Origin of the sequence: Caulobacter hibisci (genome assembly GCF_016135805.1) — a bacterium.
Lineage (GTDB): Bacteria > Pseudomonadota > Alphaproteobacteria > Caulobacterales > Caulobacteraceae > Caulobacter > Caulobacter hibisci.
This window is the reverse complement of the sequence record NZ_JADWOX010000001.1, coordinates 536,658-552,951: the sequence shown is the minus strand read 5'-3', so window position 1 is coordinate 552,951 and position 16,294 is coordinate 536,658. Positions and strand designations below refer to the sequence as shown.

The 16,294-nt window shown below is 69.0% G+C and carries 14 protein-coding genes; 9 read left to right on the top strand and 5 right to left on the bottom strand.

Annotated elements, in window-relative coordinates:
• Positions 1–259: 259 nt before the first annotated feature.
• Positions 260–1,480 carry an acyl-CoA dehydrogenase family protein gene (locus tag I4Q42_RS02660; protein WP_198574507.1) on the bottom strand — a complete coding sequence of 407 codons (1,221 nt, stop codon included), beginning with the start codon at positions 1,478–1,480 and terminating at the stop codon, positions 260–262.
• 14 nt (positions 1,481–1,494) lie between these two features.
• Positions 1,495–2,628, bottom strand: coding sequence for an acyl-CoA dehydrogenase family protein (locus I4Q42_RS02655; protein ID WP_198574506.1), 1,134 nt, complete (start codon positions 2,626–2,628; stop codon positions 1,495–1,497).
• A gap of 156 nt (positions 2,629–2,784) precedes the next feature.
• Between I4Q42_RS02655 and I4Q42_RS02650 the strand changes: the two genes are divergently transcribed.
• The 3 genes from I4Q42_RS02650 to I4Q42_RS02640 all read left to right on the top strand — a co-directional run bounded on the left by I4Q42_RS02650 (position 2,785) and on the right by I4Q42_RS02640 (position 4,208).
• Positions 2,785–3,339: a hypothetical protein gene (locus tag I4Q42_RS02650; RefSeq protein ID WP_198574505.1), complete on the top strand. Its 555-nt coding sequence runs from the start codon at positions 2,785–2,787 to the stop codon at positions 3,337–3,339.
• A 189-nt stretch (positions 3,340–3,528) separates the two neighbouring features.
• The gene (locus I4Q42_RS02645; protein WP_198574504.1) at positions 3,529–3,837 is read left to right on the top strand and encodes an autorepressor SdpR family transcription factor; all 309 of its coding nucleotides are present in this window, start codon (positions 3,529–3,531) and stop codon (positions 3,835–3,837) included.
• The gene (locus I4Q42_RS02640; RefSeq protein WP_198574503.1) at positions 3,834–4,208 is read left to right on the top strand and encodes an ammonium transporter; all 375 of its coding nucleotides are present in this window, start codon (positions 3,834–3,836) and stop codon (positions 4,206–4,208) included. The genes I4Q42_RS02645 and I4Q42_RS02640 overlap by 4 nt, the downstream gene beginning before the upstream one ends.
• A gap of 9 nt (positions 4,209–4,217) precedes the next feature.
• Here I4Q42_RS02640 and I4Q42_RS02635 read toward each other — a convergent pair whose 3' ends face one another.
• Positions 4,218–4,871: an OmpW/AlkL family protein gene (locus tag I4Q42_RS02635; protein ID WP_198574502.1), complete on the bottom strand. Its 654-nt coding sequence runs from the start codon at positions 4,869–4,871 to the stop codon at positions 4,218–4,220.
• A gap of 82 nt (positions 4,872–4,953) precedes the next feature.
• Positions 4,954–5,856, bottom strand: a complete 903-nt coding sequence (locus I4Q42_RS02630) for a hypothetical protein (RefSeq protein ID WP_198574501.1) — start codon at positions 5,854–5,856, stop codon at positions 4,954–4,956.
• A gap of 98 nt (positions 5,857–5,954) precedes the next feature.
• Between I4Q42_RS02630 and pepN the strand changes: the two genes are divergently transcribed.
• The 6 genes from pepN (at position 5,955) to I4Q42_RS02600 (ending at position 14,833) form a co-directional block, all read left to right on the top strand.
• A complete protein-coding gene (gene pepN / locus I4Q42_RS02625) occupies positions 5,955–8,546 on the top strand; it encodes an aminopeptidase N (protein ID WP_198574500.1) in 2,592 nt (863 codons plus the stop codon).
• A 430-nt stretch (positions 8,547–8,976) separates the two neighbouring features.
• Positions 8,977–11,445 (top strand): cell cycle histidine kinase PleC, encoded by a 2,469-nt coding sequence (gene pleC, locus I4Q42_RS02620; protein WP_198574499.1) that lies wholly within the window; start codon positions 8,977–8,979, stop codon positions 11,443–11,445.
• Positions 11,446–11,496: 51 nt separating this feature from the next.
• Positions 11,497–11,874 (top strand): VOC family protein, encoded by a 378-nt coding sequence (locus I4Q42_RS02615; protein WP_198574498.1) that lies wholly within the window; start codon positions 11,497–11,499, stop codon positions 11,872–11,874.
• 104 nt (positions 11,875–11,978) lie between these two features.
• Positions 11,979–13,127: a helix-turn-helix domain-containing protein gene (locus I4Q42_RS02610; RefSeq protein WP_198574497.1), complete on the top strand. Its 1,149-nt coding sequence runs from the start codon at positions 11,979–11,981 to the stop codon at positions 13,125–13,127.
• A gap of 117 nt (positions 13,128–13,244) precedes the next feature.
• A complete protein-coding gene (locus I4Q42_RS02605; protein WP_198574496.1) occupies positions 13,245–14,030 on the top strand; it encodes a MipA/OmpV family protein in 786 nt (261 codons plus the stop codon).
• Between the two features lie 17 nt (positions 14,031–14,047).
• Positions 14,048–14,833 carry a CPBP family glutamic-type intramembrane protease gene (locus I4Q42_RS02600; protein ID WP_198574495.1) on the top strand — a complete coding sequence of 262 codons (786 nt, stop codon included), beginning with the start codon at positions 14,048–14,050 and terminating at the stop codon, positions 14,831–14,833.
• Here I4Q42_RS02600 and I4Q42_RS02595 read toward each other — a convergent pair.
• Positions 14,817–16,289, bottom strand: coding sequence for a SulP family inorganic anion transporter (locus tag I4Q42_RS02595; protein WP_198574494.1), 1,473 nt, complete (start codon positions 16,287–16,289; stop codon positions 14,817–14,819). The genes I4Q42_RS02600 and I4Q42_RS02595 overlap by 17 nt on opposite strands.
• Between the last annotated feature and the right edge of the window lie 5 nt (positions 16,290–16,294).

Sequence of the window (16,294 nt, the reverse complement as noted above, 5' to 3'; positions counted from 1 at the left end):
GGAGTCACTCATGAGCCGCCCTCGCGGAGGCTGTCAAGCTCGCGAGACCGCCGTTCAGCCACCGTTGGTCGCCGTGCGTGAATTCAAGCGTTAGGGAAGGTCGAAGAGCACCTAATTGTGTGTAATCACACAATTTTCGCCTGTCAGGGGATTGTTGCATTTCCCCTTTCAGGCGAGTTTCGCGGGGCTGCGGCGGGCGTGATTCTCGGCGGCGCAGGCGCCGCTGCCCCCTCTCAACGAGAGAGGGGGCAGCGTTACCTCACCGCCCCGTCGGTATGTCCTTGAAGGCGACGTCCTTGTCGACCCGCACGTCGCCGGGCAGGCCCAGCACCCGCTCGGCGATGATGTTCTTGAGGATCTCGTCGGTGCCGCCGGCGATGCGCAGGCCCGGCGCCCACATCAGGCTCTGCTGGAAGGCCGCGCCGGCCGCGGCTTCGGCGCCGGTGAGGATGCCGTATTCTCCCTGCATCTCGACGGCGGTGTTGGCCAGGTCCTGCAGCTGGTTGGCCGAGATGATCTTGCCGATCGAGCTTTCCGGACCCGGGGTCTGTCCGCGCGACAGGGCGGTCATGGTGCGGAAGCGGGTGAACTTCAGCCCCTGGGAGGCGACGAACCAGTCGGCCAGCTTCTCGCGGAAGGCGTCGTTCTTGAGCGCGGGGCCGTCCTCGCCCGGCAGGGCACGGGCCAGTTCCAGCACCTCGCGGTAGTTGGGGCCGGCCGAGCCGCCGACTGCCAGGCGCTCGTTCATCAGGGTGACCAGGGCCACCTGCCAGCCTTGGCCCACCTCGCCCAGGCGCTGGCTGTCCTTGACCCGCAGGTCGCTGAAATAGACCTCGTTGAAGTCGCGCCCGCCCGACATCTGGTGGATCGGCCGGCACTCGACCGCCGCGTCGCGCATGTCGATCCAGAACATGGTCAGGCCCTTGTGCTTGGGCGCGTCTACGTCTGTTCTGGTCAGGAGAATGCCGAAGTCGCTGTAGTGGGCGCCGGTGGTCCAGACCTTCTGGCCGTTGATCACCCACTCGTCGCCGTCCTTCACGGCCCGCGTGCGCAGGGCCGCGACGTCGGAGCCGCCGGCCGGTTCGGAGAACAGCTGGCACCAGATCTCCTCGCCCTTCACGGCCGGCGAGACGAAGCGCTTCTTGGTGTCGGTGTTGGCGAAGGCCATCACCGTGGGCACGCACATGCCCAGGCCAATGGTGAAGTAGCCGTAGGCGACGCCGGCCTTGCCCTCCTCCTGGCCGAAGATGACCGACTCGATCGGCGTGCCGCCGCCCCCGCCGACCACGGCCGGCCAGGTGATGCAGGCATAGCCGGCGTCCGCCTTGCGGGCCTGCCAGGCCTTGGCGGCGGCCATGTGCTCGGGAGTGTTGGGCTTGGGCTCGCCATGCTGCGCCTTGTGGGCGGCGGCGGCCTCTTGCAGCCAGGCGCGGGCCTTGTCGCGGTAGGCGGCTTCGCTGGGGGAGTCGTTGAAATCCATGATCCTGTTCTCCCTTAAGCCGCGTTCTTCTTCTCGAGCTCGCTGACCAGCCGCTCTTTCCAGAGCCGGGGCGAACCGGCGACCAGGGAGAGCTGCCGCGAGCGGCGGTAGTAGAGGTGGCAGTCGACCTCCCAGGTGAAGCCCATGCCGCCATGCACCTGGACGCTTTCCTTGCTGGCGAACCAGAAGGCGTCCGAGGCGGCGATGCGGGCGGCGGCGGCGGCCGTGGGCAGCTCGGGGGCCCCATTTTCTTTGAGGGTGGAGGCATTGAGCGCCCAGGCGCCGTAATAGGCGTTGGAGCGGGCGACCTCGTTCTTGACGTAGATGTCGACCAGCTTGTGCTTGATCGCCTGATAGCCGCCAATTACCCGCCCGAAGGCGTAGCGACCCAGGGCGTATTCCTTGGCCATCTCCAGGCAGCGGTCGGCGCCGCCCAACTGTTCGAAGGCCAGCAGCACGGCGGCGCGGTCGAGGATGGCCTGGACGAGATCGAAGCCCTCGCCCGCCGGGCCCAGCCGCTCGGCGGCCGCGCCGTCGAAGGTCAGGCGGGCGACCCCCCGGGTCGGATCCAGGCTCTCCAGCGTCTCGCGCGTCACCCCCGCGCCAGTCAGGTCGACCAGGAACAGGCCCGGCTTGCCGTTCTCGGACGCCAGGACGATGGCGGTGTGGGCGACATCGCCGTCTGTGACGGGGATCTTCACCCCGGTCAGCTTGCCGCCCTCGACCTGGGCCGAAAGCGCGGAGGGCGTGAGGGCGCCCGGCCCTTCGCTGACGGCCAGGCAGCCGATCCGCTCGCCCGCGGCGATGGCCGGCAGGATCGCGGCCTTCTGGGCGTCAGAACCGTGGGCCATCACGGCCTCGGCCAGGATGTAGACGGTGGAAGCGAAGGGGATCGGGGCCACGGCGCGGCCCAGCTCCTCGGCGATGGCGCACAGCTCGACGCGACCGAGGCCCAGGCCGCCATGCTCCTCGGCAATGGCCGCGCCCAGCCAGCCCTGCTCGGCCACCGCCTTCCAGAGGGGCTCGTCATAGCTCTTGGCCGGATCGTCGAGCACCCCGCGCACCACGGCGGGCGGACAGCGGCCGCCCAGGAACTTGCGGGCCTCGTCCTTGAGGAACTTCTGGTCGTCGGAATAGTCGAAATCCACGGCCGTTTCTCTCCCTTGGCCGTTCTGACGACGGCCGTTGAAGCGACGATGGACCACGTTTGGAGACGTGGAAAGATTGACCCGGCGTCAAGAATTTCAGGTTCTTATGCGCGGCGAGTATTTGCAGCCGAAGTTCCAGCCGAGTTCCGGAGTCCCATGGCCAAGACCGTCTATCAGCGGAACCAGAAGGTTTGGGTCGAGAGCGTCGGCGCCTGGGCGGTAATCGAGAAGATCGTGCCGATCTGGGCCAAGGGCTTCGACGAGCCGGTGCGGGTGACCTACGACGTCGGCCTGGGCCGCGAGTTCCTGGCCCACGAGCTGAAGCCCGAGGACAAGATGGACCCGCAGGAAGGCGGCGTCCTGTCGAACTGGCGGGTCCTGCGGGCGCGTAACAAGTGGCAGCAGGAAAGCGACTGCCTGCACCACCCCTTCCCCGGCAGCTATCCGGTGGTGGTCACCGACCCCAACGACTGGGGCGGCTGGCGCACGCCGGGGGCCGAGTACGACCGCGACCCGCGCAAGATCGAGTTCCAGGCCCGGCTGATCGCCGCCGCCCCGCGCCTGCACGCCCTGGCCCGCGAGGTCATGGCCCTGACCGGCGACCATCCCGAAGACGCCCCGCCCGCCCTGCTGGCCCTGGCCCAGAAGGCCTCGGCCATCGAGCGCGAGCTGCACGAAACGCCGGCGGTAAGCGGGTCGGTGGAGGGGTAGAGACCCTCACCTTCAATCCGACTATCCCCGCGAAGGCGGGGATCCAAGCTGCCTCTCATAGCGAGGCGCGACCTTGGGTTGACTGTGGACTCGGCTTGGATCCTCGCCTTCGCGGGGATGCTCGGTGGAAAATATAGCTGACAGCCCGCGCCACTTGACTCAATTCGATGATTAGCTAATCATCGCAATATGAGCCAGGTGTTCAAAGCCCTTTCCGATCCGACCCGCCGGCGGGTGCTGCAGCTGCTGCGCCAGGGGCCGATGAGCGCCGGCGAGCTGAGCGACCAGTTCGACGTCTCCAAGCCGACCATGTCGGCCCACTTCGCCGTGCTCAAGGAAGCCGACCTGGTGCACGCCGAGAAGGCCGGCAAGTCGGTCATCTATCACCTGAAGCTGTCGGTGCTCGAAGAGGCGCTGCTGGGCTTCGTCCATTCATTCGGGGTCGGCGAGCACACGCCGGCGCCCATGCCCAAACCCAAGACGGAGAGCGCAACATGAAGAAGGACATCATCGCCGACTTCGCCTGGGGCCTCGGCATCGTGGTGCTGGCCCTGGCCGCGACCCTGGCCCGCAAGCTGGGCTATATCGACACCGACATGGTCAACCGGCTGGTCATGGGCGCCATCGGCCTGATGGTCGCCTGGTCGGGCAACCGCATCCCCAAGCGCTTCGTCCCCAACGCCCAGGCCCAGCGGGCCAGCCGGGTCGCGGGCTGGTCGCTGGCGTTGAGCGGTCTCGTCTATGCCGGCCTGTGGGCCTTCGCGCCACAGGGCGTGGCCGTCGTCGGCGGCAGCGGCGCCATCCTGCTCGGCCTGGCGGTGACGATCGGCTACTGCCTGTCGCTGCGGGACAAGGCGAAAACCGCCTAGACTGGCGATCTAGAACCGCCGCCCGATCCCGACCGAGACCACCGTCGGATCCAGGTTCACCTTGGACTTCAGCGCCCCGCCGTTGATCTTGGCGTCGGTCTCGAACCACACCTTCTTGACGTCGAGATTGACGACGTACGGACCCTTCACGGCGATGTCGGCGCCGGCCTGCAGGGCGTAGCCAAAGCCGTCGTCGAGATCGACGGTGAAGCCGTTGCGATCCTTGCCGCTGTAGAACAGCATGTAGTTCAGCCCCGCCCCGACATAGGGATTGAACCGCGCCCTGGGCGCGAAGTGGTACTGGGCCGAGACCACCGGCGGCAGCACCCAGGTCTTGTGGACCACGACGTCGGTCCCCGGCCCCACGGCCTTGATCGTGTGCTGGGTCGTGCCGGCGATCACCTCGACGGCGAGCTTGTCGGTGAGGAAGTAGGAGACGCCCAGGGTCGGCTTGACGTCGTCCTTGACGTCGGCCTTCAGGCCGGTGGCCGCGCCGGCGGCCGTGACGATCGGATCGCCCGCGTCTGGCAACACGCCGGTGGCGCGCAGATTGACCTGCCAGGTCCCCTTGGCGGCGGGCATGAACGCCTCCTGGGCGTAAGCGCCCGTGCCGGCGGCGGCGAGCGTTAGGCCGGCGAGCAGGGCGAGGCGGAGGGCGGTCATGATCTTATCCCCTTGGAATTCGACGCGTCGAGGCGTCGAAGGGGGTGATGCGCCCGCCAGCCAGGGCGCACATTGATCCGCCTCAAGCCTTGGAGAAGCAGCCTTCCTTCCAGGCGCGCCAGGCCAGCCAGCCGACACCGACGACGCACCCGATCAACAAGAGGACCGAGTTTTCCGGACCCTCGGTTCCTCGCAGCCAGGCGATCAGGATCCCCCGCCCAGGCTCGTAGATGGACGTATCCTCAGCGCAAAACAGAGCAGGACCGCCGATGACCGCCCCCGACAGCGCGCCCCACCCCGTCGATAGGCCAAGCCCAAGCCACAACCGCTGACGGCGAAGCCACAGCAGGCCGAGGATGGCTCCGCCCAGCGTAGCGTTCACGCGCAGGATCGGCGCCAGCTTCCACCCCGGCGATACAAGCCAGGAGGCCAGCAAGGCCGCGAGCACGACGCCCGCGACCGGTCCGAGCGCCCGAGTAGCCAACCGTGCGGTCCCGCCCTGTACGGCCAAGCCCAGCAGCCATCCGCCGAACACGCCCTGGGGCAGACCGCTCGCCAGCGCCCCATACCAGTCGATGGACGTCGTCGGCCGCCAGACCACGGCTCCGCTCAATGTGAGAACGCCCATCAACAGGCCGAAGGCGAGCGCAGCCGCGGTAATCCCCAGGCTCAGTTCGGGAATCGCGAAGGCCGGCGCCAACTCTGACGGCCAGCGCCGTTCAGCCAGCCGAACCAGCAGGATGTAGGTCCCGAGCGCGGCCAGGATCGCCGCCAGAGCGGCCAGGGGCTCTTCGCCCAGAGCGAAGTAGAACGAGAGGCTGGGCGGCGCGAGATGAGCGCTGAAGCCGCCGGCAATGTTCCTGCTCGCCAGCACGACGAGCCCCGCCACACAGGGGACCAGCGTCAGGATCATCGCCCAGACCAGGACGATGATCCGACGGCCTGTTGAAATGCGGCCGCCGCCTTTGGCGAGGGTCTCCGACATCGGCGCCTCCGGTTGAGCTTCGAAACTTAGCCGATAAATCGACAAACCGCGCAACCGCCGGCCTCGCCGCCGCCACGAGGCGCGACTACATTGGCCGTATGCGCACCGAAACGCCCCAGCCGATCCGGCTCTCCGACTATCGTCCGTTCCCGTTCGAGATCGAGACGACGCATCTGTCCTTCCAGCTCGAGCCGTCGGCGACGCGCGTGACGGCCACGCTGAAGGTCAAACGGACGGGCGCGGCCGGCGAGCCGCTGTCGCTGAACGGCGAGCGGCTGAAGCTGATCTCGGTCGCCATCGACGGCCAGGCGCTGAGCGCCAACCAGTACGATCTGGACGACGAGCGGCTGACGATCGACGACGTGCCCGACGCCTTCGAGCTGGTCACGCAGGTCGAGATCGATCCGTCGGCCAACAAGGCGCTGATGGGCCTCTACATGTCGGGCGGGCGGTTCTGCACCCAGTGCGAGGCCGAGGGCTTCCGCACCATCACCTTCTTCCCCGACCGGCCCGACGTGCTGAGCCGCTACACGGTGCGGATCGAGGCCGACGCGGCCTTCGAGCACCTGCTCAGCAACGGCAACCTGATGGACTCGGGCGAACTGCCGGACGGTCGCCACTTCGCCGTCTGGAACGACCCCTTCCCCAAGCCGGCCTACCTGTTCGCTCTGGTCGCCGGTCGGCTGGACGTGCTGGCGGACGATTTCACCACCATGAGCGGCCGCACCGTGGCGCTGAAGGTATTTGTCGACCCCGGCCAGGCCTCGCGCGCCGCCTACGCCCTGGACGCCCTGAAGCGCTCGATGAAGTGGGACGAGGAGGCGTTCGGCCGCGAATACGATCTGGACCTGTTCATGATCGTCGCCGTGCGTGACTTCAACTTCGGGGCCATGGAGAACAAGGGGCTGAACATCTTCAACAGCTCCCTGCTGCTGGCCGAGCCCGAGACGGCCACCGACTTCGATTACGAGCGCATCGAGAGCGTGGTCGCCCACGAATATTTCCACAACTGGACCGGCAACCGCATCACCTGCCGCGACTGGTTCCAGCTGTGCCTGAAGGAGGGCCTGACGGTCTTCCGCGACCAGAGCTTCAGCGCCGACATGCGCGGTGAGGCGGTCCAGCGGATCAAGGACGTCAAGGCCCTGCGCGCGCGCCAGTTCGCCGAGGACGCCGGCCCGCTGGCCCACCCCGTGCGGCCGTCCAGCTATCTGAAGATCGACAACTTCTACACCGCGACCATCTACGAGAAGGGCGCGGAGATCATCCGCATGCTGAAGACCATCCTGGGCGCGCAGGCGTTCCGGGCGGGCCTGGACCTCTATTTCGAGCGCCACGACGGCGAGGCGACCACGGTCGAGGCCTTCATCGCCTGTTTCGCGGAAGCCTCGGGCCGCGACCTGTCGTCGTTCTTTTCCTGGTACGAACAGGCCGGCACGCCTTCGGTGTCTCTGACCCACGCCTATGACGCGGCCGCCCAGGCGCTGTCGATCACCCTGAGCCAGAAGACCGCCCCGACCAGCGGCCAGCCGGTCAAGACGCCGCTGCCGATCCCAGTGACCATCGGCCTGCTGAGCCAGGACGGCGAGCCCTTGCGCTACAGCGAGGTGGTGCTGCTGGAGGGCGAGAGCCTGACGGTGTGCTGGGAGGGCGTGGCCGAAACGCCGGTGATCTCGGCCCTGCGCGGCTTCTCGGCCCCGGTGACCCTGACCACCGACGCGCGCCCGGCCGACGCCTATGTGCTGTTCGCCGCCGATCCGGACCTCTTCAACCGCTGGGAAGCCGGCCAGACCCTGGCCCGCGGCCTGATCCTGTCCCGCGCGGCCGGCGCGCCTGACGAGGTCGGCGAGGAGCGCTACGCCCAGGCCCTGGGCCAGGCGCTGGACGACGAGGCCGCCGATCCGGCCTTCAAGGCCCTGCTGCTGGCCCTGCCCAGCGAGGGCGACCTGGCCCTGGCCGTCGATCCGGCCGATCCGGCCGCCATCCACGAGGCCCGCCGCCTGCTGCGTGCCCGCATCGCCGTGCACCTGGGCGAGCAGCTGGGCCGCATCCACGGCGCCATGCAGAGCGATGGCGAGTTCTCGCCCGACGCCGCCTCGGCCGGCCGCCGGGCCCTGCGCAACGCCTGCGTCGACCTGCTGGCCGCCGATCCGCACGCCGACAACGTGCAGCGCATCGTCGGCCATTTCGAGAGCGCTTCGGCCCTGACCGACGCCATGGGCGGCCTGTCGGCCCTGCTGGCGGTCGGCGGCGAGCCCTGCGAGACGGCCCTGGCCGCCTTCCACGCCAAATGGCGGCACGAACCGCTGGTGCTCGACAAGTGGTTCTCGGTGCAGGCCCGCGATCCTTCGGAGGGTGCGCTGAAGCGGGTTCTGGCCCTGACCGAGCACGCCGACTTCGACGCCGGCAATCCCAACCGCTTCCGCGCCCTGGTCCAGGGCTTCGCCAGCGCCAACCCGGCCCGCTTCCACGACCCCAGCGGCGCGGGCTACCGTTTCCTGGCCGACCAGATCCTGGCCGTGGACGGCTTCAATCCAATGACCGCCGCCCGCCTGGTCGAGCCCCTGGGCAGTTGGCGGCGCTATGTGCCGGCGCTGGGCGACCTGATGCGGCGCGAACTGGAACGGGTGAAGGCCGCGCCGGGCCTGTCGAAGAACGTGCTGGAGCTGGCCGGCCGGGCGCTGGATTGAAGTCCATCCCCAGCAAGCTGTACTAAAAGCTCCATATTATCAAAGTCATCGCCCGGCTCGTCCGGGCGACCCAAGCGGCGTCTCAGCTTCTGGCTGGCTCGGCTTGGGTCGCCCGCATGAAGCGGGCGATGACTTTCTAAAAATAAGGGCGGTCGAACACGCCTCCGGCCGCCCCCTCTCCCGCAGAGGGGGAAGGACACCGGGGACGAGAGCCTCAGGTGATTCCTCCGCGCAACGGTTGCGACCAATCCGCTCAGCCCCCAGGGAATTGACCCACGCCAGGGTGACGCCGACCGAACGGGTACGGTAGATTTACCATGACTGGCGAACTGACTCGCCTGGGGTGCGGGAGTTCGTGGCGTTGCGGATTGGCGGGGCGAAAACCGGAAGGACGGCGAAGGCCGGACTTACGGCTGCGGGCGTGGCCCGCATGCGCGCCGCCCGGTCGTCGCAGGCCTATGTCCGCATCGTGATCCTGGCCGCCCTGCTGCTGCTGGCCGTCTACACCGCCCTCGGCGCCCACAAGCTCCAAAAGGAAGCCGCCGCCCCGCCCGGCGGCGCGGCCCTGACGGCCCAGGCCCAGATCCTGGCCGGCAAGGTCGAGACCAACCTGGCCGCCCAGCGCGCCGGCCTGTCGGCGGCAGGCGACCTGCTGCAACGCGATCCGACCGCCGCCATGGACGCGGCCGAAACCGCCCTGCGCGCCGCCGGCGGCGAGGCCATGGCCGTAGCCGTCACCACCACTGGCGAAGTCATGGCCGTCGCCGGCCGTGATCCTTCCGCCGACTGGCGCGCGGCCGCTCGCGCCGCCGCCGCTTCGGGCCGCAGCGTGTGGGTGGGCGGCGTCGGCCGCAGCGGACGCCTCTATGTCGCCATGGCCGCCCAGACCACCGCCGGCCCCGGCTATGTGGTGGCCGCCGGCGATCCGTCGCGCCTGCTGGGCGAGACCGAAAAGACCCGCTCCACCGCCCTCTTCCTGCCGGACGGCGGCCTTCTGGTCGGCCTGGGCCGCGCCGTCCAGGGCGCCGCCAGCCTCGACCAGGCCTACGCCTTGACCATCGACGACCTGCAAGGCGGGGCCGCCGCCCTGACCGGCAAGGGCCTCGACGGCTCGGGCCAGGACGTGGCCTTCGAGCCCCTGGCCCAAGGCGCCCTGATCGCCGCCGTCAGCGCCCCCAGCCACACCGTCGCCAATGTCGACCGCCGCCTGATGGAAGGGGCGTTGTCGCTGCTGATCCCGCTGGCGGCCGGCATCGCCCTGGCCCTGATCCTGATCCTGCAGAGCCGCCGCGCCGAAAACGCCCAGCGCGAGTTCCTCGACAGCGAGCAGCGCTTCCGCCTGGCCGTCGAAGCCGCCCGCTGCGGCATCTGGGAATGGGACCTGCGCTCGGACGAGGTCTACATGTCCGACGTCACCGGCGCGATGTTCGGCTGGGGCGGCGGCGGCGTCGCGCCCGGCCAGGACCTGATCGAGCGGATCTCGGCCGACCACCGCGACCGGGTGCGCCAGGCCCTGGCCAACGCCGCCCAGTTCGGCGCCTTCGACGTCTCGTTCCGCATTCCCGCCCGCGAGCACGGCGGCCGCTCGATCTGGGTGGACGCCCGCGGCCAGGGCTTCGGCAAGCCGGGCGAGGACGGCTATTCGCGGATCATCGGCGTGGCGCTCGACGTCACCGAGGAGCGCCTGGCCCAGGCCCGCGCCCAGGCCGCCGAGATCCGCCTGCGCGACGCCATCGAGAGCGTGTCGGAAGCCTTCGTGCTGTGGGACCGCCAAGGCCGGCTGCTGATGTGCAACCGCAACTACCGCGACGTCTTCTCGATCGAGCCGCGGGTCCTCAAGCCCGGCGCCGCCCGCGCCGAGGTCAACCGCTTCGCGGCCCTGGCCATCCGCCAGGAGATCCCCGATCCGAGCGGCGCCAAGGGCGTGCGCGAGGCCGAGATGAACGACGGCCGCTGGATCCAGATCAGCGAGCGGCGCACGGCCGAGGGCGGCCTGGTGATGACCGCCGCCGACATCACCGCCATCAAGACCCAGGAAGAAGCCCGTCGCCGCAACGAGGAGCAGCTCCAGAACGCCGTCGCCGGCCTGGAGCGCAGCCAGGAACAGCTGGCCGAGCTGGCCCGCAAGTACGAGATGGAGAAGGTCAAGGCCGAGGGCGCCAACAAGGCCAAGAGCGAGTTCCTGGCCAACATGTCCCACGAGCTGCGCACGCCGCTGAACGCCATCAACGGCTTCTCCGAGATCATGATGAACGAGATGTTCGGCCCGCTCGGCGACCAGCGCTACAAGGGCTACAGCCTCGACATCCACAATAGCGGCCAGCACCTGCTGGCCCTGATCAACGACATCCTCGACATGTCGAAGATCGAGGCCGGCAAGATGAACCTGAAGTTCGAGCCGCTGCACATGGAAGACGTCACCGAGGACGCCGTGCGCCTGGTGCGCAACCGCGCCGAGGCCGCCGGCCTGAAGCTCGAGATCGACTTCCCGCCCCTGCCCGAGATCGAGGCCGACTATCGAGCGGTCAAGCAGGTGCTGCTGAACCTGCTGTCGAACGCCATCAAGTTCACCCCGCGCGCCGGCCGCGTCACCGTGCGCGCCGAGATCCGCCGCGACCCGCTGGGCGAGCGCATCAAGGTGTCGGTCACCGACACCGGCATCGGCATCGCCGCCGAGGATCTGGCCCGCCTGGCCCGTCCGTTCGAGCAGGTGGAAAGCCAGCACTCCAAGACCACGCAAGGCACGGGCCTTGGCCTGGCCCTGACCAAGTCTCTGGTCGAGATGCACGACGGCGCCCTGGAGATGGTTTCCAACCCCGGCGAAGGCACGACGGTCAGCTTCATCCTGCCGGTCAGCCAGAGCAGCCCGATGATGCTGCGCGACTACGCGGTGGCGTAGGCCCGGGGTTCGATGCCAAGCTCTGGGCAGGACAGCTCAGGGGCTCAGACCGTGCCAGCCATCTCCGGAACACCCGTCGCCTTCATCCATGTCGGCGACCGCCAGCGCGCCCTGGCCTTCTATGGCGAGACCCTGGGCCTGACCCTGCACAGCTCCGATGGCTTCGGCGATTTCCTGGCGGCCGAGGGCGCGCTGATCCGCCTGACCGCCCTGCCCGACTTCAAGGCCGGCGCCCATCCGGTGTTCGGCTGGCACGTGCCCGACATCGCCGCCGCCGTGCGGACTCTGCGCGAGCGGGGGGTGGTCTTCACGATCTACGAGGGCTTTGGCCAGGACGAGCTGGGGATCTGGACCGCCCCGGACGGCGTCGCCAAGGTCGCCTGGTTCGCCGATCCCGACGGCAACGTGCTGAGCCTCTCTCAAGCCTGAGACCTGAAGCCTGAGACCAACGTTCGCTCGATTGCGCCGGCGCACGTTCCGCGACACTCTCCGCGCCGCTTCGCACGGGAGGGTCCACGCGGGGATTCGGGGGAATGACGGACGGAATGACCGGCTCACTGGTGCTGATCCTGTCGTCGGCCGCCGCCGCGATCGGCCTGTTCGCGGCCGCGCAACTGGCCCTGCGTCCCGGCTGGCGCGCCGCCCCCTCGACGGCCCTGGGCGTCTTCCTGCTGCTGAGCGCGTTGTCGGGCGTCGACCTGATCCTGGATCGGGGCGGCGTCTATGCCGTCGCGCCGTGGGCCACGGGAATCTTGTGGTCGACCTCGCTGTTTCTGGGGCCGGCGATCCTGTCCTATGTGGTGGCCATGACCGGGGATCCGGAAGCGGGCTGGAGCCCGCTCCGCATCGCCCGCCTGGCCTGGCCGGCGGGGATCGCCCTGCTGCTGGCCCTGCCGTTCTTCCTGCTGCCGATCCCCACGCGGATCGCCATCTATACCGGCGTCGGGGCGGAGACCGACGTCTGGGCCGGCCCGCTGCAACTGGCCTTCGTGGCGCTGTTCCTGGTCACCACCCTGGGCTATCTGGCCGCCGCCTTCCGGGTGATGGGGCGGCATGTGCAGCGGGTGCGCGACCTGTTCTCCAACATCGAGAACCGCACCCTGAGCTGGCTGCGGGTGCTGCTGCTGGTGATGCTGGCGGCCTGGATCTGGGGCGCGGTGAAGTCGGGGCTGGCGCTGAACGTCGCCCACGCCAGCTGGCTGGACGTCGCGGGCGCGGCGGTCGAGCTATTCTGGACGGCGGCGATCGGCCTGTTCGGCCTGTCGCAGCAGCCGATCTTCACGCCCCAGACCGAAACCCCCAAGGCCCTGCCCGCGCCGGAGAAATACGCCCGCTCGGCCCTGCCGGGCAGCCGTCAGGCCGAGATCGCCGCCCGGCTGGACCAGGCCATGCGCGCCGACCACCTGTATCGCGATCCGCTGCTGTCGCTCAGCGCCCTGGCCGCGCGCATCGGCGTGACGCCCAACCACCTGTCCCAGGCCCTGAACGAGCACCTGGGCCAGAGCTTCTTCGACTATGTGAACCGCTGGCGGGTCGACGAGGCCGTCGAGCGGATCCGCGCCACCGACGAGGCCATACTGTCGATCGCCTACGACGTCGGCTTCAACTCGCGCTCGACCTTCAACGCCGCCGTCGAGAAGCACGCCGGCCGTCCCCCGAGCGCTTTCCGGCCTGCTGCCTGACGTCCGATCCTGCCGGATAGGAAGCCTTCCACCTTCGAGCCTACCCGTCCGGACGACGTATCGGCGGGACCTCGCCCATCGTCGTGACTGTCCCCTCCCCGTTCGAGAGAAACAGTCATGATCCTCCGCCTCAAGGGCGCCGCCCTGGCCGCCTGCGCCCTGGCGCTCCACCCGTTCGCCGCCCATGCGGAGACCGAAGAGCCCGACCACCTGCTGCTGCTCGGGGCCGGCGTCTACGCGACCAGCAACCCCTACGCCTCGGCCCGCGAAAAGACCGAGACCGGCGTCCTGCCGCTGTTCTTCTACCAGAATCGCTACCTGACGGCCGACCTGTCGGGCCTGGCGGTCAAGGCTTACGAGACCAGGCACTTCAAGCTGGAGGGTCGCATCAGCCCGCGCTTCCAGTTGGTCGATCCGAAGGACACCCGCGACTTCGCCTTCCTGAAGCGCGACACCGGCGTCGATGTGGGGGCGCGGTTCAGCGGCATGGCCGGGCCGGCGACGCTGAGCCTGGAGGTGCTGGCCGACGCCACCGGCGAGACCGAAGGCCAGGAGCTCAATCTCGACCTGACCCTGGCCGCCCGGCCCACCGAGCGGCTGTCTCTCGAAGCCGTCGCCGGCCTGTCCTGGAAGGACGAGAAGCTGGCCACCTGGCTCTACGGCCTGCGCGAAAACGAAGTCAGCTCGGCCCTGGCCTATGAGTTCGGACGCACGCCCCGCGCGCCGTCCGGCGGCGTGCTCGTGCCCTCGCTCGGCGTTCAGGCCCGCTACCAGCTGACCGAGCGGCTCTATGTCATCGCCGCCGCCGAGGTCGAGGTCTTCGACAAGGACATCAAGAACAGCCCGCTGATCGCCAAGGGCCAGACCACCGCCGGCTTCGTCAGCCTGGTCCGCCGGTTCTAGGCGTGCGCCCGGTACATATGACGCGGATCTTCGTCGTCCCCAGCGGTCTGGCGACCGTCTGGGAGACCACGGTCATCCTGCTAATCTGGCTGGCCGCCGTCGCGCCGATGGGCGTGCTGGCCTGGGTCGTCGCCCCGGCCCTGATGGCGCCGGGCGACCCGCTGCCGGGGCTGGTGTTCTGGCGGATGGTGGTGATCGGCATGGCCTGGCAAGGCGTGCTGGCCCTGGTCGTGCTGAGACTGGAGGGCGTGCCGTTTCGCCTCTCCGCCCTGCGTCGGCGGCTGTGGCTGAAGGCGCCGACCTGGCGGTCCACCGGCCGGCCGTTCGCCTCGGCCTACTTGCTGGTCCCGCTGTTCGTGGGCCTGGGCTTCCTGGGCGACGAGGCGGTGACCGCGCTGTTCCAGGCCACGCCCTGGGGCGAGCGGCTGGCGGCGCTGGCGCCGCCCTTCGCCCAGATCGAGCACCTGATCACCCCCGACGCCAAGGGCCGCTGGGACATTCTCGCCCTGGCCCTGGTCTCCAGCCTGTTCAACTACGCCCTGGGCGAGGCCCTGCTGTTCCATGGCGTGCTGCTGCCGCGCATGGAGCGGGCCTGGGGCCGCTGGGCGTGGCTGGGCAACGGCCTGCTGATGGCTGCCTATCACGTGCACAAGTTCTGGGTGATGCCCGGCCTGGTGATCAGCTGCCTCTGCTACAGCCTGCCCGCCCAGGCCTTCCGCTCCAACTGGCTGGCCGTCGTGATCCACGGGGTGGAAGGCGTAGTGCTGATCGCCGCCGTGCTAATCGTCATCCTGCAGCCGTAAGGGTGCCGTCGGGCGCGCCCAGCCTGCCCACCAGCGCCGTTCCCGCCGGATCCAGGCCGATGACGGACACCGCAGCGCCCTGGCGGCGATAGCGCGACACCACCTTGTCCAGCGCGCCGACGGCGGTCAGGTCCCACAGGCGCACGCCGGTCATGTCGATCTCGACCCGCTGCGGATGGCCATGGAACTCGAAGCCGGCGGCGAACAGTTCGGCCGAGACGAAGAACAACTGGCCCTCGGCGACGTAGCGGCGGACGGTCTCGTCGCTGTCCGCCCGCTCCTTCACCGCGATCATCTTTCCGACCTTGCGGGCGAAGAACAGCACGCTGAGGAGCACGCCCAGCACGACGCCCTTGGCCAGGTCGTGGGTCAGCAGCACGGTAACCGTCGTCGCCAGCATGACGATGGTCGATTGCAGCGGCGTCGAACGCAGCTTGCGCACTGAGTTCCAGTCAAAGGTCGTGAACGACACCATGATCATCACCGCCACCAGGGCGGCCATCGGGATGCGCGCCACCCAGTCGCTCAGCACCAGGATCAGGATCAGCAGGAACAGGCCCGCCCAGAAGGTCGACAGTCGCGAGCGGCCGCCGGACTTCACATTTATGATCGACTGGCCGATCAGGGCGCAGCCGGCCATGCCGCCCAGCAGCGGCGAGACGAGGTTGGCGATGCCCTGGCCGCGGGTCTCGCGGTCCTTGTCCGACGGGCTGTCAGTCAGGTCGTCCAGCAGGTTGGCGGTCAGCAGGCTCTCCAGCAGGCCGACGAACGCCAGGGTCAGGGACACCGGCGCGATGATCCTCAGGGTCTCCAGCGTCAGCGGCACGGCCGGCAGGTGGAAGCCCGGCAAGGCAGTCGGCAGCTGGCCCATGTCGCCGACCGTGCGCACCGGCAGGTGCAGGGCGACGGCCACAGCGCTCAGCGCCAGGATCGCCACCAGCGACGAGGGCATGGCCTTGGTCAGGCGCGGGAACAGATAGATGATCGCCAGGCCCGCCCCCACCAGGGCGAAGGTCTGCCAGTTGCCGCCGATCAGCTGGGGCATTTGCGCCATGAAGATCAGGATCGCCAGCGAGTTGACGAAGCCGCTCATCACCGAGCGCGACACGAACTTCACATAGCGGCCAAGGCGCAGGGTCCCGATGACGATCTGGATGAGACCGGTCAGCAGGCTGGCGGCGAACAGGTACTCGATGCCGTGCTCGCGCACGAGGCCGCCCATCAGCAGCGACATGGCCCCGGTGGCGGCCGAGATCATCGCCGGCCGGCCGCCGACGAAGGCGATGGTCATGGCGATGACGAACGAGGCGTAGAGGGTCACGGCCGGATCGACACCGGCGATGAACGCGAAGGCCAGGGCCTCGGGGATCAGGGCCAGGGCGACGACCGTGCCGGCCAGCAGGTCGCGGCCAGGATTGGCGAGCCATTGCTGGCGCGTCTTGGCGAGGAAGCTCATGGAGA

Bases quoted from the DNA above. Each gene is read 5' to 3' on its own strand.
- I4Q42_RS02600 (WP_198574495.1), top strand. From the start codon at position 14,048: ATGACGCGGATCTTCGTCGTCCCCAGCGGTCTGGCGACCGTCTGGGAG.
- I4Q42_RS02605 (WP_198574496.1), top strand. From the start codon at position 13,245: ATGATCCTCCGCCTCAAGGGCGCCGCCCTGGCCGCCTGCGCCCTGGCG.
- I4Q42_RS02640 (WP_198574503.1), top strand. From the start codon at position 3,834: ATGAAGAAGGACATCATCGCCGACTTCGCCTGGGGCCTCGGCATCGTG.
- pepN (WP_198574500.1), top strand. From the start codon at position 5,955: ATGCGCACCGAAACGCCCCAGCCGATCCGGCTCTCCGACTATCGTCCG.
- I4Q42_RS02595 (WP_198574494.1), bottom strand. From the start codon at position 16,289: ATGAGCTTCCTCGCCAAGACGCGCCAGCAATGGCTCGCCAATCCTGGC.
- I4Q42_RS02660 (WP_198574507.1), bottom strand. From the start codon at position 1,480: ATGGATTTCAACGACTCCCCCAGCGAAGCCGCCTACCGCGACAAGGCC.
- pleC (WP_198574499.1), top strand. From the start codon at position 8,977: ATGCGCGCCGCCCGGTCGTCGCAGGCCTATGTCCGCATCGTGATCCTG.
- I4Q42_RS02610 (WP_198574497.1), top strand. From the start codon at position 11,979: ATGACGGACGGAATGACCGGCTCACTGGTGCTGATCCTGTCGTCGGCC.
- I4Q42_RS02630 (WP_198574501.1), bottom strand. From the start codon at position 5,856: ATGTCGGAGACCCTCGCCAAAGGCGGCGGCCGCATTTCAACAGGCCGT.
- I4Q42_RS02650 (WP_198574505.1), top strand. From the start codon at position 2,785: ATGGCCAAGACCGTCTATCAGCGGAACCAGAAGGTTTGGGTCGAGAGC.
- I4Q42_RS02645 (WP_198574504.1), top strand. From the start codon at position 3,529: ATGAGCCAGGTGTTCAAAGCCCTTTCCGATCCGACCCGCCGGCGGGTG.
- I4Q42_RS02635 (WP_198574502.1), bottom strand. From the start codon at position 4,871: ATGACCGCCCTCCGCCTCGCCCTGCTCGCCGGCCTAACGCTCGCCGCC.